Below are 23648 nucleotides of genomic sequence, written 5' to 3' on the forward strand. Positions count from 1 at the left end.
GCCCGTTGCTGCAAGTGCAGCGTTGCGCTATGCCATGTGCAGTTGGAGCGGGGGATCAATAGGCGCTCTTGTTCAAGGGGGCTGGGCCTCTGCGATCTGCGCCATTACAGTTCCCACAGGACCTTGATGGTAAAGGATTGTCTAAATGACCAACGTAGTAATCGCATCCGCAGCACGCACCGGTGTCGGCAGTTTTAGCGGCTCATTTGCAAACACACCCGCACATGATCTGGGCGCCGCCGTTCTTGAGGCCGTCGTCGAGCGCGCCGGGGTCGAAAAAAGCGAGGTCAGCGAAACAATCATGGGTCAGGTCCTGACGGCCGCTCAGGGTCAGAACCCGGCGCGTCAGGCGCATATCAATGCAGGTCTGCCGCAAGAAAGCGCGGCCTGGGGAATCAACCAGGTCTGTGGCTCGGGCCTGCGCGCTGTTGCACTGGGTGCGCAGCACATCCAACTGGGTGACGCAGACATCGTTGCCGCAGGCGGGCAGGAAAACATGACCCTATCGCCCCACGCCGCCGCCCTGCGCGCCGGTCACAAGATGGGCGACATGAAATATATCGACACGATGATCCGCGACGGTCTCTGGGATGCCTTTAACGGCTATCACATGGGTCAGACCGCCGAGAACGTCGCCGAGAAATGGCAAATCAGCCGCGATCAGCAGGACGAATTCGCCGTTGCCTCGCAGAACAAGGCCGAAGCCGCGCAGAAGGCAGGCAAGTTCGCGGATGAAATCGTGCCCTTCACCATCAAGACCCGCAAGGGCGACATCGTGATGGACAGCGACGAATACATCCGCCACGGCGCGACGATGGAAGCGATGGCCAAACTGCGCCCAGCCTTCACCAAGGACGGGTCAGTCACCGCAGCCAACGCATCGGGCCTGAATGACGGTGCCGCCGCGACCCTGCTGATGTCGGCTGAAAACGCCGAGAAGCGCGGGATTGAGCCTTTGGCCCGGATCGCATCCTACGCCACCGCCGGTCTGGACCCGTCGATCATGGGCGTTGGCCCGATCTACGCCTCGCGCAAGGCGCTGGAGAAAGCAGGCTGGTCGGTTGATGATCTGGATCTGGTCGAAGCCAACGAAGCCTTTGCTGCGCAAGCCTGCGCCGTGAACAAGGACATGGGCTGGGATCCGTCGATCGTGAACGTGAACGGCGGCGCAATTGCCATCGGGCACCCGATCGGCGCGTCGGGTTGCCGCGTTCTGAACACGCTGCTGTTCGAAATGAAACGCCGTGACGCGAAAAAGGGTCTGGCGACCCTCTGCATCGGTGGCGGCATGGGTGTCGCCCTCTGCGTGGAGCGCGACTAAGTGCCGGATCAGCAAGGATATCAAGGGCGCCTTTTGGCGCCCTTTTTTGTAACAATTACATGACAGACCACGAATGCTTCAATGAATTTTGATTACGGCACAACTTTCGCCGCGATACTTTATTGCGCATTCCAAACACTCACAGTAACAAGATTACCAAGCCAGACTAAAATTGGAGGATTCCTCAATGGCACGTACAGCACTCGTCACCGGCGGCTCTCGCGGCATCGGCGCAGCAATTTCCAAGGCGCTCAAGGCCGAAGGCTACAATGTTGCAGCCACCTATGCCGGCAATGACGAAGCCGCCGCAAAATTCACCGAGGAAACCGGCATCGCCACTTATAAGTGGAACGTGGCCGACTATGACGAATCCAAAGCAGGCCTTGAAAAGGTCGAAGCTGAAGTTGGCCCCATCGACATTGTGGTCGCCAATGCGGGCATCACCCGCGACGCGCCGTTCCACAAGATGACGCCCGATCAGTGGAAGGACGTGATCGACACCAACCTGACCGGTGTGTTCAACACCGTTCACCCCATTTGGCCGGGCATGCGAGAGCGTAAATTTGGACGCGTCATCGTCATCAGCTCGATCAACGGTCAGAAAGGCCAGTTCGCTCAGGTGAATTATGCCGCAACCAAGGCGGGCGATCTGGGCATCGTGAAATCGCTGGCACAGGAAGGTGCGCGCGCGGGCATCACCGCCAACGCGATCTGCCCCGGATACATTGCGACCGAAATGGTCATGGCAGTGCCGGAAAAGGTCCGCGAATCCATCATCGGTCAAATACCGGCCGGTCGCCTGGGTGAACCCGAAGAAATCGCGCGCTGCGTGGCGTTCCTGGCGTCGGATGATTCTCAGTTCATCAATGGCTCCACCATTTCGGCCAATGGTGCGCAGTTCTTCGTCTAAGCCATCGGACAAAAACAATAGGGCCGGTCCTTTTGGACCGGCCCTTTTTTTATCCCGTAAGAACGCGCGCGCTGCGTTCAGCGGGAACCGAAAAGCCATTTCAGGGCGCTGACAATCGCACGGGACCGTTCCAAATGGGCACGCTGGAAAGCAAGCGCCGTCGCGGGGTTGGTCGTGACCTCAATCATGACAATCTTCCTTTCAGTTCAGGTTTGTTTGACTTGATCTGAATATGGGACTTAAATTCAAAGCTGACAAACGAGCTTCACTCGAACTTCAGTTAAGAATATTTTGACTGAATGAACACCTCACTCCCGCCTCTGACCGCCCTACGTGCCTTTGATGCGGCTGCCCGGCATATGTCTTTTGCCAAAGCGGCAGAGGAACTGCATGTCACCCCGGCAGCACTTTCGTTTCAGATCAAATCGCTGGAGGAGCATTTGGGGCGTCCTCTGTTTCATCGCCTGAACCGTGCGGTTGAACTGACAGATGCAGGGCGCGCTCTTGCCCCCGGTGCTGCCGACGGGTTTGCCACGTTGCAGGCCGCATGGCAGGCCGCTCGTCGACTGGACGACGATACCAGCCTGACCGTTACGGCGGGGCCTGCGCTGACCGCCAAGTGGCTGGCCCCACGCCTGTATGACTTTGCGCGGGCACATCCCGAGATTGATCTCAAATTCTCGGCCACCCTGCGCAATATGGACCTGGAAAGGGACGATGTGGATGTCGCCATCCGCTTTGGCTATGGACCGGATGAGGGCCTGTATTCATTGCCCGTGCGCAAGGAATGGCTAACCCCTGTGATGACCCCGGAATTGGCCGAGCAGTTTCCAACACCCGACAGCCTGCGAAATGCGCCGCTGATCCATGACGACTCGATCGCATTCTTGCGTCCGCTCTGCGACTGGCCCACCTGGTTTCGCGCCGTTGGCGTCGATTTCGTCCCCGAGCACGGCGCGCGATTTTCCAACGCAGACCATGCGATTGATGCGGCTGTTGCTGGTGTTGGGGTGGTGCTGGGCCGTCGCGCAATGATCCTGAAAGACATGAGCGAAGGCCGGCTGGTCGCGCCTTTCAAAACTGCCATTGAAACCAAGGGACGGTTCCGGTTCCTTTGCTTGCTTGGGGCAGAAAAGCGGCCCCAGATCGCGGCGTTTCGGGATTGGTTCGTCTCCGAGATTGAAAAGACCGCGCATATCTCGGACGAATTCAAAGTTATTCCAGTGGAAGAGGTTCCGGCGCCATGACCAGGGCACGTGCGACCGGGATCGGGTTTGTTGCGGTTCTTCTGTGGTCTCTTTTGGCGCTGTTTACGGTCGGCTCGGCACCGACACAGCCTTTGTTGTTGAACGCAATCTGTTTCTCGATTGGTGGCACCTTGGGCCTGATCTGGACATGGGCCAACGGTGGGTTGGCCCAATTGCGCGCGGTGCGCTGGACGACCTACCTGTTCGGAACGCTCGGCCTGTTCGGCTATCACGCCCTTTATTTCTCGGCCCTGCGGATGGCCCCGGCCGCCGAGGCCGGACTGATTGCCTATCTGTGGCCCCTGTTGATCGTTCTGTTTTCCGGGTTACTGCCAGGTGAACACCTGCGCATCGGACATCTGTTCGGGGCCTGCCTTGGCTTTGCCGGGGCCGCCGTGATCATCGCGGGCGGTGGTGGCGCCGGATTTCAGGCTGACCATTTGACCGGCTATGGGCTGGCGCTGTTATGCGCGCTGACATGGTCAGGCTATTCGGTGCTGTCGCGCCGCTTGGGGGATACACCAACAAGCTCGGTCGCCGTTTTCTGCATCACCACGGCCATCGCATCAGGCGTGCTGCACTTAGCACTTGAAGACACCGTGCTGCCCAACAGCGCTTTTGGCTGGGTCTCAATCCTGGCGCTTGGGCTGGGGCCGGTCGGGCTAGCGTTTTATGTGTGGGATATTGGGGTCAAACAGGGCGACATTCAGGTATTGGGCACGGCGTCCTACGCGGCACCCCTATTGTCTACACTGGCTTTGGTTGTGGCCGGGATCGCCGCCCCGTCCTGGGGTCTGGCGATCGCGGCCGTGTTGATCACTGGTGGCGCGGCCATCGCGGCACGAGCCAGTATGCGTCGCTAGTTGGACAGTCGCTCGATCTCTTCCTTAAGCCTAAGCTTTTGTTTTTTGAGTTGAGCTATATGGAGATCGTCGATGCCAGGCGAGCGTTGGGCTTGTTCAACTTCAAGACCGAGGTTTTCGTGCTTCTTCTTCAGTTCGGTCAGGTGTGCGCTCACGCTCATGGCGATACTCCTCTTTTGGTGTCTGAGTTTCACGTAAGAAGTTGACCACATCGTTTCCACCCTGTCACGCCGCAGACGCACAGAATCTGTCATAAATCCGACAATTTCGGCTGGTTAATGCCTATTGACCGAAGAATTCAGTGATTGCAGCCCCAGATCGCAGCACATTCGAGACCTGAGTCGTATAGCCCTCGCCGTCTTTTTCATGCCGCGCACCCGCATGCATGATCAGCGGTGCATGCAATCGAAACGCCGCTTTTCCATTTTTTTTGGCCCGTAAGATCACCAATTCCGCACCCCGCCCGGTACGCGCAGCCAACGGCAGCACCTCGATCGATCCCAGACGCCCCGCGCAGGCTGCCAGCATGTCAGGCAGGCGATCTGCTTTTTGAATCATGTGCAGGTAGCCACGGGGCGCGAGGCGCTTTGCCGCCGCGTCGAACCAAAAGTCCAGCGGCGTCACCTCACCCAGGGCTACACTGCGTCCTTGATCGGATGCAGAGCTGTGCGCACCGGCACGGTAGTAGGGCGGATTGGCAATCACGTGGTCGAATTGGCGCTGTTTCAGATCCGCTGGCAAGGCGCTGAGGTCAGCTTCGACGATTTCCAACACGGCGTCGTTTTCTGCCGCGTTTCGACGCGCCAAGGCGGCATAAGGCGCTTGCAGCTCAACCCCCACAGCTTGCAGCCCCGGCATGCGCGCCATAAGACACAGGATTGCTGCACCAGCGCCACAACCCAGTTCCAGCACGGTGTGACCCCGTATCGCCGGAACCGAAGCCGCCAGTAGAACGGGGTCCACCCCGGCACGATAACCGGTGCGTGGCTGCCACAGGCGCACCCGACCGCCCAAAAAATCGTTGCAGGTGAGGTCACTATCCAAAAACAGGCTCATCGGCCCAGGGGGATGTCATTATCGCGCATAACCCGTTCAGCCCGAATCAGATCATCAGCCCGCACCATCAGTCTGCGGGGAAAAATTCCGATGCCACCTTCGAGGATGCTCATATTTACGTCCATCTGAAAGCAGTCTATATCCTCACCTTCAAGAAGAGCCGAAGCAAAGGCTAGGATCGTCGGATCAGTGCTGCGCAAAAGTTCTTTCATGGGGATGGATGTAAGGGCAAGGTACGCCGAAAGTCGAGCCTTGTATCGGGAGTTTGATGGATATCGACACGGTCACAAAACCGCATGAGCGACTGGCCGAACTTCTTGCCAGCGAAATGGATGCGGTTAATGAACTGATCCGTACGCGCATGGCCTCGGAACATGCGCCGCGCATCCCGGAAGTAACGGCGCATCTGGTCGAAGCGGGCGGCAAACGCCTGCGCCCGATGCTGACGCTGGCCGCGGCACGTCTGTTCGGTTATCCGGGCGACCACCACGTGCGACTGGCAGCCACGGTCGAATTCATCCACACCGCGACCCTGCTGCATGACGATGTGGTGGACGAAAGCGCTCAGCGGCGCGGACGCCCTACCGCGAACCTGTTGTGGGACAACAAGTCCAGCGTTCTGGTCGGCGATTACCTGTTTTCCCGCAGCTTCCAGTTGATGGTCGAGACCGGATCGCTGCGGGTACTAGACATTCTGGCCAATGCCTCGGCCACCATTGCCGAGGGCGAAGTGCTGCAGATGACGGCCGCCACCGATCTGGGTACGGATGAGGCGATTTACCTGCAGGTCGTGCGTGGCAAAACCGCAGCCCTGTTTTCGGCCGCGACTGAGGTGGGTGGCGTGATCGCCAGCGCTTCGGAAGATCAGGTCAAAGCGCTGTTTGACTACGGTGACGCATTGGGCATTGCCTTCCAGATTGCGGATGATCTTTTGGATTATCAAGGCGATAGCAAGGCGACTGGCAAGAATGTCGGCGATGATTTCCGTGAGCGCAAGTTAACCCTGCCGGTGATCAAGGCCGTGGCGCAGGCAACCGCCGAAGAGCATGCCTTCTGGGAGCGTACAATTGGACGGGGTCGTCAGGAAGATGGCGACCTGGATCACGCGCTGAGCCTGATGAACAAGTACAACACACTTGAGGCCACACGTGTTGACGCCTTTGGCTGGGCCAACAAGGCCAAAGCGTCGCTGGATGTGCTGCCGGATCACGAGATTCGCTCGCTGCTACGCGATCTCGCCGATTACGTGGTGTCTCGTCTCAATTAAGCTGCGTTGCCCGGCACCACCAATCGGGATGGGACGCGCCGATTTCGTAAGCCGCGAAATGCGCGTCCTTCATTGTTGGGTAAAGCGCAAAACAAGTAGACCCTGAACCCGACATCCGGGCCAGAAGGGCGCGTTTGGTGTCCGCCAAATCTTCAATAACACGGGCCACGTCAGCGGCCAGCTCAGTCGTCGGAGGCTCAAGGTCATTGCGCTGATCCTGTAGCCAGACAGCGCATTCCTCGGGGGTTGCAAAATCAGGGATACGGTCGGGCATGGGCGGGTTGTCCCGGCTTTCCAGGGCCGAAAACACCGCACCAGTAGGCACTTCCACACCCGGATTGACCAGCAAAGCGGGCAAAGCGGGCAAGGCAACCGTGGTCAACTGCTCGCCTATACCGCGTATACGCGCGCCAGAGGCCAGCATGCAGACGGGCACATCTGCCCCAAGTGACAGCGCCAAATTCGGCGAAACTGACGCCCCCTGATCTGCCGCCATGCGCAAAGTCGCAGCCGCATCCGACGACCCACCTCCGATTCCGCCGCCATGAGGCAGCACCTTGTTCAGGACAATATGCCCCGTCCAGCCCGCAGCCTCGGCCGCCTTCCAGACCAGATTTCGGTGATCTGTGGGGACGCCCGCCGCGTGTTCGCCCGTGACCGAGATCGAGAGGTCATCGCCGTTCTTAAACTCCAGCGTGTCGCCGACATCGGCAAACACCACCAAAGAGTCCAGCGCGTGATAGCCGTCCGCACGCCGTCCGATCACATGTAGAGTTAAGTTGATCTTGGCGGGCGCAAAGGCCTTAATTGCCATTGGCTACCGTCAACGGTTCCGCGCCTTCCTCGGCCAGCACAGCGTCCAGCCCTATTTCCAATTTGCGGCGGATTCGCTCGGGATCGGCCTCACCATCCGTGTCTTCGGGGTCAATGAAAGACAGAGCACGTTTCCACTGGAATTCAGCCTCGCGCGCTCTGCCTACGGCCCAGTAGACGTCACCCAGATGATCATTCACGACTGGATCGACGGCCATCAGTTCAACCGCACGCTCCATATGCTCAACAGCCTCGTCATAGCGGCCTAGACGGAACAGAACCCAGCCCAGACTATCAACGATATATCCGCTTTCAGGTCGCGCCGCGACGGCGCGTTCGATCATCTCCAGCGCCTCGTCCAACTTTTCACGCCGTTCGACAAGCGAATACCCCAGATAGTTCAGCACCTGCGGCTGATCCGGGTTAAGTTCCAACGCACGGCGGAAATCGGCCTCGGCCTGATCCCACTGTTTAAGCCGCTCGTGCGAGATTCCGCGGGCATAGTGCAGAAACCAGTTCCCGCCCGAGGTGCCCTCGGTCAATTCGATAGCGCGGTCGTAAGACGCAACCGCACTTTTGTATTCTTCTTCCTGTCGTTGCAGGTCTGCCAACGCAACATACACACCGGGAAGATTGGGGTTCTGCGCGGCTAACGTCTGCAATACCTCGGCTGCCGCGTCTTTTTTACCCGAACGGCTAAGGACCTCAGCCCGGCCCAGCTCGGCCGCGTGGTAATCGCTGCTGCCGGCGGGAACCATGCGATAGGCATCCACCGCTAGATCATATTGCCCCAGTGCATCCAGAAGATCTGCACTTAGCAGGATTGCGTCCACATGGTCAGGGCGCAGGAAGACAGCCGTTCGGACGTAGAGCAGAACATAGTTCTGTGCCGCCTCATTGCTTAGGGCCGCGCCGACCGAAAAGAACACCTCGGCCATGCCGTCCTGTGCGGACTGTACGTGTGTAAATGGCAAAGTCTCACCCGCTGTCAGGCGCGCGACGTAGCTTTCGATAGAGGGGTCGCTCCCGGCGGCAAAAACTTCTTCGACGAAATGCAGTGCGTCGTCATTGCGATCCAGTTGGGACAATACCTCGGTCCGCGCCAAAGCTGCACGGCGAGAGAAACGGGAGACAGCACCATTATGCGCACTGAAAACCTCTTCGGCGCCTTCGAAATTACCAACCGAGGCCAGTGCCAACGCTTTGTGATACAACGCAAAATCGCGCAAGCCATCCTGCGTCGCAACCTCGTCAAATGCCTCCATCGCGCGCGTCATTGCCCCTTGGCCGATGTAAGCCCAACCTTGCATCAGCCCATCAACCAGCGGCCCCACGCCTTCGCTTTCGGGGTCGCGATTCAGCAATTCTTCAAATTTACCGTCGGACGCTAGATTCGCATAGATCACCATCCGCGCTGCCTGGCTGGACAAACCTATGCCTTCAATCGCTTGCGCGACAGGCAGCGCACGCTCAGCCTCGCCCAACGACAGGCGGGCGACGACGACGCTTTCCAGCAACGTGGCATTTTCGGGATCGGCCTTCAGGGCCTTGGCATAGTATCTTTCTGCTGCCGTATAGTCGTTCTCATAGATCGCCTGACGACCGGCCAGATAAGCCCCGGAGCCGGTGTCCGCGTAAACCGGAACCAAAAATGACGTGGTGAACAGCGCAGCCAGCGCTGCGCGACGAACCAGAGAAGCCACCTAAATCCTGCCCTGTTAATTTGCTCTGCGCAATAAGCTAGGGCTTTGGCTGGCAAGAGGCAATGGCAGAGCCTTCACGACCCTGCCAGTGCCCGGATTTTTGCTTACATGTTGGGATAGTTCGGGCCATCCCCGCCCTGCGGCGTGGTCCAGGTGATGTTCTGGCTGGGGTCCTTGATATCGCAGGTCTTACAGTGGACGCAGTTCTGGAAGTTGATCACAAAGCGCGCTTCACCGTCGTCCTCGACCATTTCATAAACACCTGCCGGGCAATAGCGTTGCGCCGGTTCGTCGAACTTGGGCAGGTTTACTTTGACCGGGATTTCCGGGTCGGCCAGCTTCAGATGGCAAGGCTGGCTTTCCTCGTGGTTGGTCATCGCAAACGAAACGTTGGTCAAACGATCAAAAGACAGCGTGCCATCGGGTTTGGGATAGTCGATGGGCTGGTGTTTGCTGGCCTCTTCGGTGGATTGCGCGTCATTCTTGCCGTGGCCGACTGTGCCAAAGAACGAGAAGCCCAGTGTGTTGGTCCACATATCCAGACCACCCAGCATCAGCGAGGCAGTCAGGCCATATTTCGACCAGATCGGTTTGACGTTGCGCACCTTTTTCAGGTCGCTGCCGATGGCGCCATCGCGCACCTCGACCTCATATGCTGTCAGCTCGTCGCCCGAACGCTCGGCCTTGATGGCGTCAAACGCGGCTTCGGCCGCGGCTTTACCCGACAGCATTGCATTGTGGTTGCCCTTGATGCGCGGCACGTTGACCATACCGGCCGAGCAGCCCAGCAGCGCCACACCCGGCGCGACCAGTTTCGGCATCGACTGATAACCGCCCTCGGTGATCGCGCGGGCACCGTAAGCCACGCGTTTACCGCCCTTCAACAGCTCAGCCACCATCGGGTGGTGTTTGAAGCGTTGGAATTCCATGTACGGGTACAGGTACGGGTTCTTGTAATTCAGGTGAACCACGAAACCGACATAGACCTGATTGTTTTCAAGGTGATAGATGAACGATCCGCCACCTGCGTTGCTGCCCAGCGGCCAGCCCATGGTGTGCGTGACCGAGCCCTCTTTGTGCTTGGCCGGATCGATCTCCCAGATCTCTTTCATGCCGACGCCGTATTTCTGCGGCTCTTTACCGGCAGACAGGTCGTATTTGGCAATGACTTCCTTCGACAGCGACCCGCGGACACCTTCCGACAGGAAGACGTATTTGCCGTGCAGCTCCATGCCCGGCTCGGTTTGCGGACCATAGGATCCGTCGGGCTCAAGGCCGAACACGCCGGCCACAACGCCTTTGACCTCGCCATTATCACCGTAAACCAGCTCGGAACACGCCATGCCGGGGAAGATTTCCACGCCCAGTTCTTCGGCCTGTTCAGCCATCCAGCGGCAGACGTTGCCCATCGAAACGATGTAATTTCCGTGGTTGTTCATCAGCGGCGGCATCGGGAAGTTGGGGATGCGAATCTTGCCCGCCTCACCCAGCATATAGAAGTTGTCCTCATGCACTTCCGTATTCAGCGGAGCGCCTTTTTCTTTCCAGTCCGGGATCAGAGCATCCAGACCGCAGGGGTCAAGAACCGCGCCTGAAAGGATATGCGCGCCCACTTCCGAACCCTTTTCAAGAACGACAACGTTCAGGTCGGCATCCAGCTGTTTCAGACGGATGGCCGCCGACAGGCCCGCGGGGCCTGCACCCACGATCACAACGTCGTATTCCATCGCTTCGCGTTCAATCTCGGCCATCGCGGGCTCCTTAGCTAACTTTCCGAATTGGCGCTTTCACTGCGTGGTCGGCGCAATATTGTTTCACGGCTGATTACATGGTCTGAAAGACATTGGTCAATCAAAACACGGCGTAACATTGCTGCAATGCGGCAGTTATGCCTCGGGAGCGTCCCCCATAAGGTATCTGGGACCGCTACCATGGGATTTGGCGCGGTCATCGGGGTTGTAAAGGGCGCATTTTGGCAGGCTCAGGCAACCGCAGCCGATGCAGCCATCCAGATTGTCGCGCAACCGCGTCAGGGTATCGATTCGCTGATCCAGATGGAACCGCAGGCCGACGCTGATCTTTTGCCAATCTTTTGGCGTCGGCGTGCGGTTTCCGGGCAGGCCGGACAGAACCTCGCGAATCTGGGGCAAGGTCAGTCCGAATTGCTGAGCGATCATGACAAAGCTCAGCCGCCGGATATCGGCGCGCTGATAGCGCCGCTGCCCACCCGCATTGCGCCACGGCGTGATCAGGCCCTGCGCCTCATAGTACCGAATAGCCGAAACGGCCAACCCTGTGCGCCGGGCCAAAGCGCCAATTGCCAGCCCCTCGGAAACCGCCATGATATTCTTTCAAAAATCCCTTGACCTAAAGTTAGGTTTAGAAATTACGGTGAGTCGGGACAAGCCTCAAAACACGAAGGAGATCCCATGATGGCGACGCTAGAACACACCAATTTCACCGTCCGCGATCCGCAGGCCTCGGCCGCTTGGATGCATAAGGTGTTTGGGTGGAAGACCCGCTGGGAAGGCCCGGCCATAGCAGGTGGCTATACGGTTCATGTGGGCAGCGCGCATACCTATCTGGCGTTATACGCCCCAAGCGATCCGAAACCGTCTGGCGAAAGCAGCTATGATATCGTCGGCGGTCTGAACCATGTGGGCGTTCTGGTCGAAGATATCGACGCCACCGAGCAAAAAGTGATCGACGCCGGGTTCACGCCGAAATCCCACGCTGATTACGAACCGGGCAAACGGTTCTACTTCGATGATGACAATGGCATCGAATTCGAGGTGATTAGCTATAGCTAGGCCGTAATCCGCGTGTTGCGCTGCCAAGCCCTCTTGCAATTCACGCCTCATTTGGGTCAGGTATTTGACGACCCATCAATTCGCCCCGACGCTTGTCTCATGCGGCGGGGCGAAACAATTTATGCGTGGACGACAAGAACATGGAAAAAATTCCAATGACGCCTGCGGGCAATGCCGCGCTCGAGGCGGAACTGAAAAACCTCAAGTCCGTTGAGCGCCCTGCGATCATCGAGGCCATCGCCTCGGCGCGTGAACTGGGTGACCTGAAGGAAAATGCCGAATATCATTCAGCCCGCGAAAAACAGGGCTTTATTGAAGGCCGCATCAAGGAACTGGAAGGCATCCTGTCGCTGGCCGATGTGATTGACCCTGCCAAGCTGTCGGGCGCAATCAAGTTCGGTGCTAAGGTTACGTTGGTCGATGAAGACACCGACGAGGAAAAGACCTGGCAGATCGTGGGCGAATACGAGGCCAATATCGAAAACGGTTTGCTGAACATCAAATCGCCTATCGCGCGCGCCCTGATCGGCAAGGACGAAGGTGACAGTGTCGAAGTACGCACCCCCGGCGGCGTGCGGTCCTATGAAGTTCTGAGTATCGAGTACGCCTGATCGGAGCATACCCATGTCCGAGCCTACACCTGAGCAAGAAGCCGAGCGGCCAACTTCGCTGGGCGTTTACGACAAGCCGTCTGAGCCATCCGTGACCTCAATAGAGATCGCCGCAGTGGTGCTCAGCGTGATCTGGCTGGTTTTCGCGGTTTTGTTCCTCGTGCTCCCAGACAATATTGAGGGCGGTGGGTTCGTGATCACGCTGCTGGCCGTATTCATGCCGGTGGCCATGATCTGGGTCGCCGCGATGGCTATGCGCGCTAGCCGCATCATGCGCGAAGAAAGCGAGCGTCTTCAGACTGCCGTTGATGCGCTGAGGCAAGCCTATGTTGGGCAACAACAGCGCGCCGCCATTTCCCACGAACCGGCTGTCAGCAAAAAACTGGACGAAATCGCGGAAACCGCGAAAAAGACAGAAAGCGCGCTGGCGACGTTTTCGACCAAGCGCATGGAACCTGCACCCGTGGCAACGCAGAATGGGACAGGGGATCAAACCTCGCTGGAACTGGGCACTCAGGCCGAGGACATTGCTCCGCCGCTGAGCACCGATATCTTCATTCGCGCGCTGAATTTTCCCGAAACACAAGAAGATACCGAAGGTTTCAACGCTTTGCGTATGGCGTTGAAAGACCGAAAAACCGCGCAGCTCGTGCAGGCGTCGCAAGACGTTCTGACCCTACTCAGCCAAGAAGGCATCTATATGGATGACCTGCGCCCCGACATGGCCCGTCCCGAGATTTGGCGGCAGTTCGCGCAAGGGGCCCGTGGACGTTCTGTGGCTGCGTTGGGTGGTATCCGCGATCGGTCGTCGTTGGCGCTGACCGCGGCGCGGATGAAACAGGATCCGATCTTCCGCGATGCCGCGCATCATTTCCTGCGCCGCTTCGACCATATGATCGTCGCGTTTGAGCCCGAGGCCAGTGACGCTGAACTGACTTCCCTTGGAGAAACCCGCACGGCGCGGGCCTTCATGCTGTTGGGGCGCGTGGCGGGAACCTTCGACTAAAGCCCGAAACTTCCGTAAGGGATGAACCGGACCATATCGCCCGGTTTGATGTGACGTGCTCCGTCTTCGACCTCGACCAACCCCTCGGCCCAGCTTAGCCCACTGATCCGCCCCGACCCTTCCGAGGCGAACACTTCGGCCCGACCATCCCGGACGCGGGCGCGCAGGTATTCACGGCGCCCCGGTTTCTTGCGTTTCTCGAATGCGGCAGGCAGGTCAAACCCCTGTGGTTCCTGCCAACCTTCGCCAGCCAATAGGCCCAGCGCCGGACGTGCAAAGATTAACGTGCAGACCATGGCGGCCACCGGGTTACCCGGTAGACCAAAGACCGGCGTGCCCTCCCACAGACCCAGCGCCAGCGGCCGTCCGGGTTTCAGCGCGATCCGCCATTGCTGCATCGCGCCAGCCTCTCGCAACAAGGCCGAGACGTGATCCTCATCCCCTGCCGAAGCTCCGCCGCTGGTTAATATCACATCCGCCTGCTCTGCCGTCGCATTCAGGCGGTCTCGAAGTACGTCACGGTCGTCTGGCACGCGACCCACGTCTAAGGACTGAAATCCCATCCGGTCGATCAGGGACAACAGCATCGGGCGGTTGGCATCGAATATTTGTCCCGGCCCGGCGGTGTCTCCGGGCTCGACCAACTCATCCCCGGTCGACAGAACTGCCACGCGCAGTGTTTTGCGAACCGACACTTCAGCGATTCCTGTCGCCGACAACAAGGCCAGATCAGCCGGAGTCAATCGACGCCCGGCGGGCAGCACCGGATCACCCTCTGCTACATCTTCCCCGGCGCGGCGGGTATTTGCGCCCTGTTTCAGAGGGCCGTGAAAAGCAACATGCCCGTCCTGAACGGTGACGTCCTCTTCTAAAATGACGGTATCCACCCCCGCTGGCAGAGCCGCTCCGGTCAATACGCGCAACGCATGGCCGTCCGGCACCACCCCTTCAAACGGGATACCCGCCGCCGCACGCCCCGGATGCAAAGGCATCACCTGCGCGCCCTCCGGCGCGGCACCGGCAAACCCATAGCCATCCACAGCCGTATTGGGCTGCGGCGGGTTCGAGCGTTTTGCGATAATATCCCCGGCCAGAATGCGCCCCGCAGCCTGCGCCAACGGTACAGATTCCGCCGGGGCAACCACCGTCAACCTCTTGCGCAGCAGCGCCAACGCGTCATCCACCGGGGTCCAGTTCACTCCGGCTGGCAAAGCAAAACAATCATTACGCAGCGGCGGCGGTGCGATATTCGGTTTGCGTTGTGACACTCCCAAAATCCAGCCTTCCTCTGCTGCTTCGACGTTCAGTTGCTCTGCCAAGTCTGCGGAGGGCATCGCGGCCAAGGACCGAGCAACTTGCTCGACCTGCCACGCGTCCTTGATCCGCCCTTCGGGCGCAGCCCCCAGAGTAAGCGAGGGCCAGATTTCCACAAAGGCGACCGGCGTGTCCAGCGCCTCGAACGGCCAGACCGAAACCTTGCCCGCAAACGCGCGACGCAGCCGGGCCAATACAGGCAGACCGGTCATCACCTGACCACCGACCGCTCCGGCACCGCCCATTTGCCAGCACGTAAAGCTGCCCTTGGCTTCTGGTGCGCGTTCGACGGATCGACGCTCGGGAAAAGGATTATGGTAATCGGACTTATCCTTGCGCAACCCGTCGATATCGCGTTGCAAACCATTGAACCAGAACGGTCCCTTACCGCCAAAACGGCAATTGATCTCTCCTGCTAGATCGAAACGGTTATTGGCTTTGGGCGTGTCCTCGATCCGGTTCTCGAACCACTCCCACAACTGCAGCGGATCATCCGAACCGGTTAGCGCCCGCAAAAAGCCCTTTGGGTAACCAAACGGAAAATCAAACCCCAGAAACAGCCGCCGCCCAGCCGCAATTTCAACTGCAATCAAATTATGCAGCCATTGCTCGGCAATCTTGCGGTTTCTGAGGTAAGTCGGTTCCTCTGCCTTGCCCCCGCACACCACGCAGGCCCAGATCGCATCTTTGCGTGGACGAGGGCCGGTGTCGTTGCCGCCAGACCAATCGACCATGGCAAAGCTGTCGAAACCGATCACAAACCGACCTCTTTCAGGACGAAATCCGCTATGGCGGCTGTGTCGTTCAGGTCAAAAACCGGCACCTTGACGTCCAGCGATGTATCGCTGGCGACTGCGTGGATCGTATTGTTTTCCGGCGCCATCAGCGGGTTCCCGGCCTTGGCCCGAAACGCCTCGACCTTGGGGTGGGCTTCGCGCTTGAACCCTTCAATCAGCACCAGATCGACCGGAGACAGACGCGCCAGTAGGTCGTCCAGCGACGGCTCGGGCGCACCGCGCAATTCCTGCATGATGGCGATCCGCTGCCCCGAGGCCAACAACACCTCGGACGCGCCCGCAGCCCGGTGGCGGTGACTGTCGGTGCCGGGCTGATCGACATCGACACCGTGATGCGCATGTTTCACGGTCGAGACGGTAAAACCGCGCCCTGTGATCTCGGTCACCAAACGCTCCATCAGCCCGGTTTTTCCGGCGTTTTTCCAACCGGTGACACCGTAGACCCTCATGCTTGCTCCAACAGCTTTTCCGCACGTTCCAGATCATCGGGCGTGTTGACGTTGAAGAACGGATCGAAGGGCTCGGCGGGGAACAGCGCCTCACGCCCGTCGTGCCGGTCGGTCCACATAACCACTTTGCGCAACCCATCTTTCAACGCATCCCGCAAATCATCGCGCAGCGCAACCGGCCAGAGGCCAAAGGTCGGATGCCGGTTCACCCGCTTACCCCCACCGGACTTCAGCGCCTCATCCCCCATGCGCGGAGTGGTCGCCAGCACCAGCGGATGCACCTGCCCTTCGGCGGCTTGCGCCAACCGAGCCACCAAGTCGCGCGGGAAGAACGGGGTGTCGGCGGCGGCGGTAACGATGCTGTCGGCACCTTGCTCTGCGGCCCAGTCAAGCCCGGCCAGAACACCCGCCAGAGGACCTGCAAAGCCCTCAATCGTATCGGCAAGGACGGGCAGGTTCAGATCGGCGAACCGAGCGGGATCACCGTTGGCATTCAGTGCAAGGCCGTCCACTTGCGGGCCAAGCCGGTCGAGCACATGACCCAGAAGGCTTTGCCCGCCAACCTGCAACAGGCCCTTGTCGCCACCGCCCATTCGGGTGGCAAGGCCGCCTGCAAGGATCACGCCAAGGGGGTTACTCATATCCGCACCTAGATTCTTCTGCTGAGCAATCTGTTATCCGCGACGTTGTAGATCGAACTTAGTTCAATTGAAACGCGGTTGGATACAGATGGTGAAGGACAAACAGCCACAGGATCAACGTCCCAACTGACAGGAACGACGTCGCTGATACGATATGGGCCGCAAGTTGAGGTTCCTGATCGTAGTGCTTTGCCAGCAGAAAAATGTTTTTTGCCGTTGGCACCGCAGATGAAATGGTCGCGGCGATGGTCCACAACGGATCAAGCCCGATCAGATGCGCAGCCAACAATACAAGCCCGGGTGCAACGATCAGCTTTACCAAGGTCAAAGACAGGATCAGCGGCCCGGTCTGAACGATCGTTCGCACACTGGTCGTGAACCCAATCGCAAACAGCGCAACAGCCGCCAACGCTTGGCTGAGCAGTTCGAGGTAATCCGAGACAGAGTCTGAAAATCCGATACCCGTGAACGAATAGGCGACCCCCAACAAGGTCGCAGCAATAATCGGGTTTTTCAGAACGTTCAGGAAAATCTTGTAGATCGGGGTTTTACTGTTTGCCTTGTGTCCTGCCGCGCTTTCGAGAACCGTAGTCATGACCAAAAGCAAAATGGCCACGACAAGATTGGCCAGAACCGCCGGCAACGCGCCTTTCGAGCCGAAGATCGCGTGCAGAACAGGTAGAGCTACCAACGCGGTATTTGATGCAACTGCCGCAAACGCTGCAACCGTGGCCGAGCCCACCTTAAAATTCAGAACGGATTTCAAACAAACGAACAGCACTGCAAACAGAAGCAACAGCGTACCGCCGTAAGAAATATAGAACCCATAGTTCAGAAGGTTAGCAAATTCCTCCTGTCCGATCAGGTAGAACATGATCGCCGGGATCAGGACATAGACCGCAAACTGAACCAGCGCATCCGAGGTGTCTTGGCTCAGGAGTTTGGTCCAGGAAAACGCGTATCCGGTCAGGATTACCGCAAAGACCGGCGCAATGAGGTTGATCAATTCCATAGCATCAAAGCCACTTCCAATCCCACGTTGTTTGCCCCAGTCTAGGACACATCTGTCAGAATTCGCAGGGTTTTCTGGTAACGGGCTCGTTGCGTCAAAAAATCAGGACTGAGAACTTTTTCGTTTGTGCTTTTTGTCTTCGACCGGAACGCTTGCCGGGTCCACATCGCGCAGCAATCGGTCCTCACCCGATAGACACACGAAACGCTGGCCCCGCATGCGGCCGATTAGCGTGAGACCGACCTCGCGCGCAATCTCGACGCCCCATGCGGTGAAACCTGACCGAGACGCCAGCACCGGGATGCCCATCATCGCCGTCTTGATCACCATTTCCGAGGTCAGACGACCCGTGGTGTAGAGGATCTTGTCATCCGCCGCCTCACCTTCGGACAGCATCCAGCCTGCGATTTTGTCGACCGCGTTGTGACGGCCCACGTCTTCCATATAGACCAAGGGCCTGTTTTTGTGGCACAAAACCGTGCCGTGGATCGCCCCGGCCTCAAGATACAGCGACGGGGTTCGGTTGATCTTGGCGGCAAGGTCATACAACCACGAGGTGCGCACCTGAACCTGCGGCAAGCGCACATCCTCCAACCCCTCCATCATGTCGCCAAACACCGTGCCGACCGCGCAGCCGCTGGTACGGGTCTTTTTCTTTAGCTTGTCTTCGTATGAAGTCTCGCGTGCGGTGCGCACCACAACGGTTTCCAGATCGTCGTCATAGTCGACCCGCGTGATCTCGTCATCGGCCAGCAGCATGCCCTGATTGCGCAGAAAGCCCAGCGCCAGATATTCGGGGTAATCGCCGATGGTCATCGCCGTCACGATTTCTTGCGAATTCAGGAAAATCGTCAGCGGGCGCTCCTCGACCACCGAGATCTGGCTAACCTCGCCATTCTGGTCCACGCCTTCAACCGCACGGGTCAGCCGGACCGCGCCGGGATCGGGGGCGATGATGTAGTCCGAGACATCCAGTTCCGTAGCCAATTGAAACCCTTTCCGAACACCGCTACTGCTGCTGAGGTCACCATAGGATCTAGCCATGGCAATCTCCACATCCAAGTCCTACTACTGGAAGGGTTTTCGCGACGGGTTGCCATTTATCTTCGTGGCTTTCCCGTTTGGAATGCTGTTCGGTGTTTTTGCGACCGAAACCGGGTTCAATATCATCCAGACCATGGCCTTTTCCGCCGCGGTATTCGCGGGGGCCGCGCAATTCGCTGCCCTGCAATTGCTGCAAGATAACGCGCCTACCGTGATTGTTCTGATCTCGGCCCTGGCCGTGAACCTGCGCGTTGCGATGTATTCCGCTTCGCTTACGCCGTACATGGGCGCGGCCCCCCTGTGGCAACGGGCTTTCGCCGCGTTTCTGATCGTTGACAACTCCTACGCCAGCTCGATCGTGCAATTCGAAAACGAACCCCAGATGACGGTGCCGCAACGGGTGGCCTATTTCTTTGGGTCGGTAACGCCCGTCACACCCGTCTGGCTTTTGGCCACTTACCTTGGGGCGGTTCTGGGCGCACAGATTCCAGAAAGCTGGGCGCTGGACTTTGCGCTTCCGATTACATTTCTGGCGCTGATCGGCCCGATGATGCGGACACTTCCTCATTTGGTTGCGGCTGCGGTGGCCATCGTCGTCGCCCTGCTGACGGTTGCCGTTCCCTTCAATCTGGGTCTTCTGATTGCCGGGGCAGCTGGCATGATGGCCGGTGCTCAGGCCGAGCTGATGCTGGAGCGGAGGAGAGCATGAACCAAATCGACCCGGTGACAATTTGGATCATCATCCTCGGGCTGGCCATCGGCAGCTATGTGCTGCGGTTCACCTTTATCGGCCTGGTGGGGGACCGTCCGATGCCACCCTGGTTGCTGCGCCACCTGCGCTATACCGCAGTGGCAATCCTGCCCGCGCTGATCGCGCCTCTGGTCGTCTGGCCGTCAGCGACCGAGGGGCAGCCGGATCTGCCCCGCATGGCTGCCGCCGCAGCAGCGCTTACGGTTGGCGTGACCACTAAAAATGTGCTAGCGGCGATTTTTACCGGAGCAGCCACCCTCTACGGGTTGTTGTATCTATTGGGTTAGCGCCCCAGTCTGTTGATTCAACAGAGCATTATTTGCAGCCAGACCCTTTTGCAGATCGGCATCGTCATTCTCACGATATTCGGTCGTGGATACACCGGGCAGTTGACCAAATTGTTCAGACAGTTTGACCGGGTAAAAGGTCACGTCAATCTGCTCGAACCCCGGAACCTGCTGCAACAGGCGGGCGGTTGAATTGGCGCAGTATGCTCCCGGCACCGGCCCCATCTGCTTAGCTAGCTGCAGCGCGATCTCGGCCTGTTGCGGGGTCACTTCGATGGTTTGGATGCGTGCATAGTGCGTCTCGCGCGCGTGGCTACTACGATAGGCGCGCTCGACATTCGGAGTGATGCCATAGAGCACGTCATTCTTGATCGGCACCACATCCGCCCGAAACGAGCCAGCAGGGTCAAAGATCACCCGCTCACTGCCGCTTATCATCAATGACGTATGCGCACCCGAACCGGTCCGGGTGCTGATCATCGTATACAGGGTCAGAGTCGACGGCCCCGGATCACGGTAGGACCGGGCCACAATCTCTGACTGATCCGCCTGAGGTCGCTGCGATCCGGTGCAGCCCGCCACGGTTACTGCCAGCAGGCAGGCAAGCAAAATCCTGAACACGGTCGACCCCGGTATGGATTAAGAGGCGAAGACCGCCAGGAACAGGCAGATAAAGACGATGGCAACAACGCACCATGTTGTTGCTTTGATGAAGCCGTGGAAGGTTTTTTCCTGGACCGTGATGTCCATTTCGCCGTGCTTGTGTTCAGCCATGACTCAGAGATTCCTAATTCGCGTGTTTGAGATGTTGGATAAATGAAAATCCAGGGGCTGTCACCACGTTATTCGCGCGCAGGCGTTACAGTTTTAAACACGGAACACCCCGGATATCCGAACCCCCACCGCCAAGGCAGGCCGGAACAAGGCCCGCCCCCCAATCGAACGGCGGCATGCATGGCCTCGGCCGTGACGGAATGAGCCGAACGAATCTGGTCGGGCGTCATGTCGTAACGATCGGCATATGCCTCGGCGTTGTCTTCGCCGTGCTTTTTGACGCATACGCGCAGGGCATCATCCGCAGATACGCGCGCGTCGAAACTGTCCTCGGCCCGCAATGCGCCTCCTGCGTTGTGATAGGCGCTATCATGGGTCACGCAACAGTATTCCCAAGGCGGGTGCGCCTCGTAAAGCGCACTGAACTTTGGAAAGGTGTCCGCCACAAAACGCCAGCTGGCAGACAAGCCACCCGAACACCCATCCGATTCAAACGGAATTGGATCGGCCTCGCCCCGCTGCGCGAACAGGGCGCGGTGGGCAGGCATTTCGATGTTGCGCATGAAATCCTGCGCAACCGCCGGGTCGGCAATACACACGATCAACGCCGCAAGTTTAGGGGCTCTCATCGCGCATCGCCTGTTTGTCAAAGGACATGCCGAAAGTGGTTGCCAACCACAGCAGCAACCGCTCGGCAGGGCCCATTTCGGCACGCACCCGCAGCACCTCATTGGCCATCGCAGGGCGGTCGGTAATCAGCCCGTCCACCCCCATCGAGGCCATCGCGGACATCTGGAGCGGGTCGTTGACCGTCCAGACATATATGTCCTTGCCCGCATCATGGACCGAGCGGACCAGCCCCGGCGTCGCCATCGCAGCGTTCACGGCGATGAAGTCGCCCTCAAGCCCCGTCAGATCGCCTATGGCCGTTGCCGCAAGAACCCCGGCGCGCCAATCGGGGCGAATGGACTTCATCTTTTGCACTGCCGGGTATTTCAGAGACATGGTGGCGATGTCGTCCTGCATCTCCATTTCTTCGACTATGGTGGCGACGCGGTTTTCCAGATCGACGTCATGGCCGTAATACTTCAGCTCGATGATAACCTTGGACTTGCCTTTCGCGGCCTCCAGAACCTCGCGCAGGGTTGGCGTGCGCTCATCTGCGTATTCCGGGCCGAACCAGCTGCCGATGTCGATCTGGGCTACGTCCTCCATCGTTGCATCCCAGACCTTGAGGTTCACGCCTGCCAGCTTCATGAAATCACTATCATGCGCGACGATCACAACGTCATCTGCCGTTTCCTGCACGTCTATCTCGACCCAGTCCGCGCCGTCTTCGATGGCTTTCAGAACCGCTGCCATGGTGTTTTCCGGCCGCAACGCCGCCGCGCCACGATGGCCAATCACCTCGGCCCTGTCGGGGGCTTGTATCCGTTGCAGCAGATGTTGGCCGAACCACAAGCCGACCAATACCGCGACCACGGCCGCGCCGAGGCCCGCGAACAATGGGATACGCAGGCTTCCGGGTTCGGGATGGGGCGGTTCCTTAGTCTTGATTTCAAAAAATCCGTCCAGCAGCACCGCCAACGCGCCCAGTGCGGTCGCCGCCAGCACCAACCCGGCCAGCGACCAGATACCCGCCACCAGCAGGCTATAGATAAGCGCAAGACGCAGATTGTCCGCCCCCTGAAGCGGCACGACGGCGAACAGTAACCCGGCCACCCAGGCAATTGCAGATGCAATGATCAGGCGCAGGATCAGCCAGATCGCCAGCTCGATCTTGAGACGTCCGCGTTTGCCCTCCATCCGGGTGGCGCTGACGCCGAACGCATGCGCCGGGTGGACATTTTCGAACAAAACAAGATGAAGCGAAAGCGCCCAGGCCGACAGGCGCCGGATCAGCACCCAAGCCATGACCAGCAGCACGGCCCCGATCAGCACGACCGCAATCCAGAAGGATGGCGGGTGGAAAGTCAGGTAATAGTTGATGTCGTATTCGGTCAGCGTCCACCACGCGATCACGGCAGAGACCACAGCGAAGGGCAGCACCAACAGCAGAACCCGCAGCACGAACCGCACAGCGAAACCGAACAGGGACGGCAATCGCGACAGGATCAGGCCAATCGCAGAACTGCCCGCACGCCACGGATCACTTTCACCCATCCGCAGCGAGCCCGTCATGACCGAGAACACAAACACCTCGGCCATCAGGAACAGGCTAAGTACAACAACCGCCGCGACGAACCCGACAGGTGACAGGATAAAGGCCGCAATTGCCTGATCCGTCAGCGCGGTCTGGTTTGACAGCGACACAGCAAGGTTCACGGTGATCGCCACGCCGGGTGCAATCAACGCCACCAGCAACAGGCGCACGGCGATATAGATCGGCACAAACAAACGACGACGCGCCCATGCGCCCCTATAGGCACCTGAAACGGCTGAGAAACTGGTCACGTGGCACCCCCCGGAATGATGCACTCATTCAAGGCTGCGCAGACGTGAATTGCAAGTCAGGGGATCAGCTTTCTTCCAGATCCTTGGCCAACCGAAATCCGATGCGATTGGCGGGCTTGTCCTCAACCGATTTGGGCAGCGCACGCAGCATGACGTTCAATTGGCTGACATGCTGCACCAGCTGGGTCCGTGCCCCGCTGCCATCGGAACCATAGAAGGTGATGATATCAGGGTCGAAATAGCCCATACCTTCGATCCGCATCACACCGGCATCACCGCCGGTAAAGCCCATGGCGACCTCTTGGTCTCCAGTCAGAGTTTGCTCGAAATTCTGGATATACAGGATCAGCCGTTCATAAGCCCATTGGGCCGGGCTTTTGGTCTCGACCGGCTTTTGCAACGGGCCGGGCAGGTCCTTGGCGCCGGATTTCGCGTTCGGGTTGGCATGCACTTCATAGCATCGAGGCAAAGCCGCCGCTTCCGCCGCCTCGGCCGATGTTTCGATCTGATCCTGCATG

At 58.9% G+C, this 23648-nt stretch carries 27 protein-coding genes; 10 read left to right on the forward strand and 17 right to left on the reverse strand.

Annotation, left to right across the window (positions count from 1 at the left end; all coding sequences use genetic code 11):
• Positions 1 to 145 precede the first annotated feature (145 nt).
• From ACR0LN_RS11190 to yddG, 4 genes are all read left to right on the forward strand, one after another.
• Positions 146 to 1321 carry an acetyl-CoA C-acetyltransferase gene (locus ACR0LN_RS11190; protein WP_480429788.1) on the forward strand — a complete coding sequence of 392 codons (1176 nt, stop codon included), beginning with the start codon at positions 146 to 148 and terminating at the stop codon, positions 1319 to 1321.
• A gap of 187 nt (positions 1322 to 1508) precedes the next feature.
• Entirely contained in the window at positions 1509 to 2231 is a 723-nt protein-coding gene (phbB, locus tag ACR0LN_RS11195) for an acetoacetyl-CoA reductase (protein WP_480429789.1), read from the forward strand.
• A 299-nt stretch (positions 2232 to 2530) separates the two neighbouring features.
• A complete protein-coding gene (locus ACR0LN_RS11200; protein ID WP_480429790.1) occupies positions 2531 to 3478 on the forward strand; it encodes a transcriptional regulator GcvA in 948 nt (315 codons plus the stop codon).
• The gene (gene yddG, locus ACR0LN_RS11205; protein WP_480429792.1) at positions 3475 to 4341 is read left to right on the forward strand and encodes an aromatic amino acid exporter YddG; all 867 of its coding nucleotides are present in this window, start codon (positions 3475 to 3477) and stop codon (positions 4339 to 4341) included. The genes ACR0LN_RS11200 and yddG overlap by 4 nt, the downstream gene beginning before the upstream one ends.
• Here the strand turns inward: yddG and ACR0LN_RS11210 are convergent.
• The 3 genes from ACR0LN_RS11210 to ACR0LN_RS11220 form a co-directional block, all read right to left on the reverse strand.
• Entirely contained in the window at positions 4338 to 4502 is a 165-nt protein-coding gene (locus tag ACR0LN_RS11210; protein ID WP_170385717.1) for a YdcH family protein, read from the reverse strand. The genes yddG and ACR0LN_RS11210 overlap by 4 nt on opposite strands.
• 121 nt (positions 4503 to 4623) lie before the next feature.
• The gene (locus ACR0LN_RS11215) at positions 4624 to 5397 is read right to left on the reverse strand and encodes a tRNA1(Val) (adenine(37)-N6)-methyltransferase (protein ID WP_480429793.1); all 774 of its coding nucleotides are present in this window, start codon (positions 5395 to 5397) and stop codon (positions 4624 to 4626) included.
• On the reverse strand, positions 5394 to 5609 hold the full coding sequence (locus ACR0LN_RS11220) for a putative signal transducing protein (RefSeq protein ID WP_170327214.1): 216 nt from the start codon (positions 5607 to 5609) through the stop codon (positions 5394 to 5396). The genes ACR0LN_RS11215 and ACR0LN_RS11220 overlap by 4 nt, the downstream gene beginning before the upstream one ends.
• Positions 5610 to 5665: 56 nt before the next feature.
• Between ACR0LN_RS11220 and ACR0LN_RS11225 the strand changes: the two genes are divergently transcribed.
• Positions 5666 to 6664 (forward strand): polyprenyl synthetase family protein, encoded by a 999-nt coding sequence (locus ACR0LN_RS11225; protein WP_480429794.1) that lies wholly within the window; start codon positions 5666 to 5668, stop codon positions 6662 to 6664.
• On the opposite strand, the gene ACR0LN_RS11230 is transcribed toward ACR0LN_RS11225, so the two are convergent.
• The 4 genes from ACR0LN_RS11230 to soxR all read right to left on the reverse strand — a co-directional run bounded on the left by ACR0LN_RS11230 (position 6657) and on the right by soxR (position 11522).
• The gene (locus ACR0LN_RS11230; RefSeq protein ID WP_480429795.1) at positions 6657 to 7478 is read right to left on the reverse strand and encodes a 4-(cytidine 5'-diphospho)-2-C-methyl-D-erythritol kinase; all 822 of its coding nucleotides are present in this window, start codon (positions 7476 to 7478) and stop codon (positions 6657 to 6659) included. The two genes, ACR0LN_RS11225 and ACR0LN_RS11230, sit on opposite strands and share 8 nt — an antisense overlap.
• Positions 7468 to 9180: a tetratricopeptide repeat protein gene (locus tag ACR0LN_RS11235; protein ID WP_480429796.1), complete on the reverse strand. Its 1713-nt coding sequence runs from the start codon at positions 9178 to 9180 to the stop codon at positions 7468 to 7470. Before ACR0LN_RS11235 ends, ACR0LN_RS11230 begins: the two co-directional genes overlap by 11 nt.
• 104 nt (positions 9181 to 9284) lie before the next feature.
• Positions 9285 to 10931 carry an electron transfer flavoprotein-ubiquinone oxidoreductase gene (locus ACR0LN_RS11240; RefSeq protein ID WP_480429797.1) on the reverse strand — a complete coding sequence of 549 codons (1647 nt, stop codon included), beginning with the start codon at positions 10929 to 10931 and terminating at the stop codon, positions 9285 to 9287.
• Between the two features lie 135 nt (positions 10932 to 11066).
• Entirely contained in the window at positions 11067 to 11522 is a 456-nt protein-coding gene (gene soxR, locus ACR0LN_RS11245) for a redox-sensitive transcriptional activator SoxR (protein WP_480429798.1), read from the reverse strand.
• 87 nt (positions 11523 to 11609) lie between these two features.
• On the opposite strand from soxR, the gene ACR0LN_RS11250 reads away from it, so the two are divergent.
• The 3 genes from ACR0LN_RS11250 (at position 11610) to ACR0LN_RS11260 (ending at position 13607) form a co-directional block, all read left to right on the forward strand.
• Positions 11610 to 11990, forward strand: coding sequence for a VOC family protein (locus ACR0LN_RS11250; protein ID WP_480429799.1), 381 nt, complete (start codon positions 11610 to 11612; stop codon positions 11988 to 11990).
• Between the two features lie 140 nt (positions 11991 to 12130).
• A complete protein-coding gene (greA, locus tag ACR0LN_RS11255) occupies positions 12131 to 12601 on the forward strand; it encodes a transcription elongation factor GreA (RefSeq protein WP_170749941.1) in 471 nt (156 codons plus the stop codon).
• Between the two features lie 13 nt (positions 12602 to 12614).
• Positions 12615 to 13607: a hypothetical protein gene (locus tag ACR0LN_RS11260; RefSeq protein ID WP_480429800.1), complete on the forward strand. Its 993-nt coding sequence runs from the start codon at positions 12615 to 12617 to the stop codon at positions 13605 to 13607.
• Here ACR0LN_RS11260 and ACR0LN_RS11265 read toward each other — a convergent pair.
• The 5 genes from ACR0LN_RS11265 to ACR0LN_RS11285 form a co-directional block, all read right to left on the reverse strand.
• Positions 13604 to 15655 carry a molybdopterin-binding protein gene (locus ACR0LN_RS11265; protein ID WP_480429887.1) on the reverse strand — a complete coding sequence of 684 codons (2052 nt, stop codon included), beginning with the start codon at positions 15653 to 15655 and terminating at the stop codon, positions 13604 to 13606. The two genes, ACR0LN_RS11260 and ACR0LN_RS11265, sit on opposite strands and share 4 nt — an antisense overlap.
• A 20-nt stretch (positions 15656 to 15675) precedes the next feature.
• Positions 15676 to 16167 carry a molybdopterin-guanine dinucleotide biosynthesis protein B gene (mobB, locus tag ACR0LN_RS11270; protein ID WP_480429801.1) on the reverse strand — a complete coding sequence of 164 codons (492 nt, stop codon included), beginning with the start codon at positions 16165 to 16167 and terminating at the stop codon, positions 15676 to 15678.
• Positions 16164 to 16808 (reverse strand): molybdenum cofactor guanylyltransferase MobA, encoded by a 645-nt coding sequence (mobA, locus tag ACR0LN_RS11275; protein WP_480429802.1) that lies wholly within the window; start codon positions 16806 to 16808, stop codon positions 16164 to 16166. Before mobA ends, mobB begins: the two co-directional genes overlap by 4 nt.
• Before the next feature lie 58 nt (positions 16809 to 16866).
• Positions 16867 to 17820 carry an AEC family transporter gene (locus ACR0LN_RS11280; RefSeq protein ID WP_480429803.1) on the reverse strand — a complete coding sequence of 318 codons (954 nt, stop codon included), beginning with the start codon at positions 17818 to 17820 and terminating at the stop codon, positions 16867 to 16869.
• Positions 17821 to 17922: 102 nt separating this feature from the next.
• Complete coding sequence (locus tag ACR0LN_RS11285) at positions 17923 to 18864, reverse strand: formate dehydrogenase accessory sulfurtransferase FdhD (protein ID WP_480429804.1); 942 nt, start codon at positions 18862 to 18864, stop codon at positions 17923 to 17925.
• Here ACR0LN_RS11285 and ACR0LN_RS11290 point away from each other — a divergent pair.
• Together ACR0LN_RS11290 and ACR0LN_RS11295 are read left to right on the forward strand one after the other, a co-directional pair.
• Positions 18863 to 19573, forward strand: coding sequence for an AzlC family ABC transporter permease (locus ACR0LN_RS11290; protein WP_480429805.1), 711 nt, complete (start codon positions 18863 to 18865; stop codon positions 19571 to 19573). The genes ACR0LN_RS11285 and ACR0LN_RS11290 overlap by 2 nt on opposite strands.
• Entirely contained in the window at positions 19570 to 19902 is a 333-nt protein-coding gene (locus ACR0LN_RS11295; protein ID WP_480429806.1) for an AzlD domain-containing protein, read from the forward strand. The genes ACR0LN_RS11290 and ACR0LN_RS11295 overlap by 4 nt, the downstream gene beginning before the upstream one ends.
• On the opposite strand, the gene ACR0LN_RS11300 is transcribed toward ACR0LN_RS11295, so the two are convergent.
• From ACR0LN_RS11300 to ACR0LN_RS11320, 5 genes are all read right to left on the reverse strand, one after another.
• Positions 19891 to 20523: a hypothetical protein gene (locus ACR0LN_RS11300; RefSeq protein WP_480429807.1), complete on the reverse strand. Its 633-nt coding sequence runs from the start codon at positions 20521 to 20523 to the stop codon at positions 19891 to 19893. The genes ACR0LN_RS11295 and ACR0LN_RS11300 overlap by 12 nt on opposite strands.
• An 18-nt stretch (positions 20524 to 20541) precedes the next feature.
• A complete protein-coding gene (locus tag ACR0LN_RS11305; protein WP_480429808.1) occupies positions 20542 to 20676 on the reverse strand; it encodes an aa3-type cytochrome c oxidase subunit IV in 135 nt (44 codons plus the stop codon).
• Positions 20677 to 20744: 68 nt separating this feature from the next.
• A complete protein-coding gene (locus ACR0LN_RS11310; protein ID WP_480429809.1) occupies positions 20745 to 21305 on the reverse strand; it encodes a hypothetical protein in 561 nt (186 codons plus the stop codon).
• Complete coding sequence (locus ACR0LN_RS11315) at positions 21292 to 23130, reverse strand: glycerophosphodiester phosphodiesterase (RefSeq protein WP_480429810.1); 1839 nt, start codon at positions 23128 to 23130, stop codon at positions 21292 to 21294. The genes ACR0LN_RS11310 and ACR0LN_RS11315 overlap by 14 nt, the downstream gene beginning before the upstream one ends.
• A gap of 64 nt (positions 23131 to 23194) precedes the next feature.
• Positions 23195 to 23647, reverse strand: coding sequence for a DUF6173 family protein (locus ACR0LN_RS11320; protein ID WP_480429811.1), 453 nt, complete (start codon positions 23645 to 23647; stop codon positions 23195 to 23197).
• Between the last annotated feature and the right edge of the window lies 1 nt (position 23648).

It is taken from the genome of Ruegeria sp. AA6, from assembly GCF_056542865.1.

Bases quoted from the DNA above. Each gene is read 5' to 3' on its own strand.
- ACR0LN_RS11265 (WP_480429887.1), bottom strand. From the start codon at position 15,655: ATGGTCGATTGGTCTGGCGGCAACGACACCGGCCCTCGTCCACGCAAA.
- ACR0LN_RS11260 (WP_480429800.1), top strand. From the start codon at position 12,615: ATGTCCGAGCCTACACCTGAGCAAGAAGCCGAGCGGCCAACTTCGCTG.
- mobA (WP_480429802.1), bottom strand. From the start codon at position 16,808: ATGAGTAACCCCCTTGGCGTGATCCTTGCAGGCGGCCTTGCCACCCGA.
- ACR0LN_RS11225 (WP_480429794.1), top strand. From the start codon at position 5,666: ATGGATATCGACACGGTCACAAAACCGCATGAGCGACTGGCCGAACTT.
- ACR0LN_RS11200 (WP_480429790.1), top strand. From the start codon at position 2,531: ATGAACACCTCACTCCCGCCTCTGACCGCCCTACGTGCCTTTGATGCG.
- ACR0LN_RS11285 (WP_480429804.1), bottom strand. From the start codon at position 18,864: ATGGCTAGATCCTATGGTGACCTCAGCAGCAGTAGCGGTGTTCGGAAA.
- ACR0LN_RS11190 (WP_480429788.1), top strand. From the start codon at position 146: ATGACCAACGTAGTAATCGCATCCGCAGCACGCACCGGTGTCGGCAGT.
- ACR0LN_RS11280 (WP_480429803.1), bottom strand. From the start codon at position 17,820: ATGGAATTGATCAACCTCATTGCGCCGGTCTTTGCGGTAATCCTGACC.
- ACR0LN_RS11305 (WP_480429808.1), bottom strand. From the start codon at position 20,676: ATGGCTGAACACAAGCACGGCGAAATGGACATCACGGTCCAGGAAAAA.
- ACR0LN_RS11310 (WP_480429809.1), bottom strand. From the start codon at position 21,305: ATGAGAGCCCCTAAACTTGCGGCGTTGATCGTGTGTATTGCCGACCCG.
- soxR (WP_480429798.1), bottom strand. From the start codon at position 11,522: ATGGCGGTTTCCGAGGGGCTGGCAATTGGCGCTTTGGCCCGGCGCACA.
- yddG (WP_480429792.1), top strand. From the start codon at position 3,475: ATGACCAGGGCACGTGCGACCGGGATCGGGTTTGTTGCGGTTCTTCTG.
- phbB (WP_480429789.1), top strand. From the start codon at position 1,509: ATGGCACGTACAGCACTCGTCACCGGCGGCTCTCGCGGCATCGGCGCA.
- ACR0LN_RS11240 (WP_480429797.1), bottom strand. From the start codon at position 10,931: ATGGCCGAGATTGAACGCGAAGCGATGGAATACGACGTTGTGATCGTG.
- ACR0LN_RS11220 (WP_170327214.1), bottom strand. From the start codon at position 5,609: ATGAAAGAACTTTTGCGCAGCACTGATCCGACGATCCTAGCCTTTGCT.
- ACR0LN_RS11295 (WP_480429806.1), top strand. From the start codon at position 19,570: ATGAACCAAATCGACCCGGTGACAATTTGGATCATCATCCTCGGGCTG.
- ACR0LN_RS11230 (WP_480429795.1), bottom strand. From the start codon at position 7,478: ATGGCAATTAAGGCCTTTGCGCCCGCCAAGATCAACTTAACTCTACAT.
- ACR0LN_RS11215 (WP_480429793.1), bottom strand. From the start codon at position 5,397: ATGAGCCTGTTTTTGGATAGTGACCTCACCTGCAACGATTTTTTGGGC.
- ACR0LN_RS11320 (WP_480429811.1), bottom strand. From the start codon at position 23,647: ATGCAGGATCAGATCGAAACATCGGCCGAGGCGGCGGAAGCGGCGGCT.
- mobB (WP_480429801.1), bottom strand. From the start codon at position 16,167: ATGAGGGTCTACGGTGTCACCGGTTGGAAAAACGCCGGAAAAACCGGG.
- ACR0LN_RS11290 (WP_480429805.1), top strand. From the start codon at position 18,863: ATGGCAATCTCCACATCCAAGTCCTACTACTGGAAGGGTTTTCGCGAC.
- ACR0LN_RS11210 (WP_170385717.1), bottom strand. From the start codon at position 4,502: ATGAGCGTGAGCGCACACCTGACCGAACTGAAGAAGAAGCACGAAAAC.
- ACR0LN_RS11250 (WP_480429799.1), top strand. From the start codon at position 11,610: ATGATGGCGACGCTAGAACACACCAATTTCACCGTCCGCGATCCGCAG.
- greA (WP_170749941.1), top strand. From the start codon at position 12,131: ATGGAAAAAATTCCAATGACGCCTGCGGGCAATGCCGCGCTCGAGGCG.